The organism is Polynucleobacter sp. 35-46-11 (assembly GCF_002281105.1).
The window spans coordinates 1-1,049 of record NZ_NCFJ01000738.1 but is presented as its reverse complement, the minus strand read 5'-3'; the positions used below and the strand labels follow the sequence as shown (position 1 = coordinate 1,049).

The 1,049-nt window shown below is 47.6% G+C and carries 2 protein-coding genes; both read right to left on the bottom strand.

Annotated features, from left to right (window positions below):
- A partial coding sequence (locus tag B7Y67_RS19215; protein WP_293600004.1) for a class I tRNA ligase family protein occupies positions 1-218 on the bottom strand: 218 nt, incomplete at its 3' end.
- Between the two features lie 50 nt (positions 219-268).
- Positions 269-1,049: 4-hydroxy-tetrahydrodipicolinate reductase (gene dapB / locus B7Y67_RS19210; RefSeq protein WP_293600003.1), on the bottom strand; the 781-nt coding region annotated here is incomplete at its 5' end.

The window sequence follows — 1,049 nt, the reverse complement described above, 5'->3', positions numbered from 1 at the left end:
CGCAACTGACGCGCCATCACATCGTTGATGGTGTAGTTACGAACGTGACCCATATGCAACTTACCGGATGGATAGGGCAACATAGAGCAAGCATAGTATGTTGGCCTTGGTTTACCGGAAGCATCTAAAGCATTCTCGGCAACCTTGTAAGCTTGTGCGCTTTCCCAATCAGCTCGCGCTGCAGCTTCAATACTGCGGTGATCGTAATCCTTACTCATTCAATACAACTCTTTTCTTCTATTCTGATTTACTCAACTTACTTGTTTTTTTACTTACGCAGGCCAAGAACATCTTGCATGTCATATAAGCCGGAATTCTGAGCCTGCAAAAAACGTGCAGCACGCAATGAACCTTGCGCATAAGATTGGCGGCTAGAAGACTTATGACTAATCTCAATGCGCTCGCCCTCACCTGCAAATAAGACAGTGTGATCACCCACAATATCTCCACCACGAATAGTGGCAAAACCAATTGAGCCAGCTTTGCGCTCGCCGGTATGGCCTTCGCGAGCATACACAGCTACATCATCTAATTTTTCCCCAAGTGCATCTGCAATCACCTCACCCATTCTTAGTGCAGTGCCCGATGGGGCATCTACTTTATGGCGATGATGGGCTTCAACGATTTCAATGTCGTAACCCTCGTTCAACATCTTGGCGGCAATCTCAAGCAACTTAAATGTCGCATTGACGCCCACACTCATATTTGGCGCAAATACGATAGCTAAATTAGCAGAGGCTTTTTTCAGGCTGTCGATTTGCTCTGGGCTCAGACCGGTGGTACCGATAATCATTTTGCTGCCAGTCTTTTGCGCCACAGCTAAATGGTCCATCGTGCCTTCTGGTCGTGTGAAGTCAATTAAGAACTCAGCACCACTCAAAGCCTTTGCAATATCCGATGTAATGGCTACGCCAGTTTTTTTACCCAAGAATGCGCCAGCATCTTCACCTAGCAGCAAGCAAGACTCATGCTCAAGCGCGCCCACCAGCTCAGCATCTGTGCAATTGAGCACAGCCTCGATCAACATTTTTCCCATGCGGCCGGTTGCA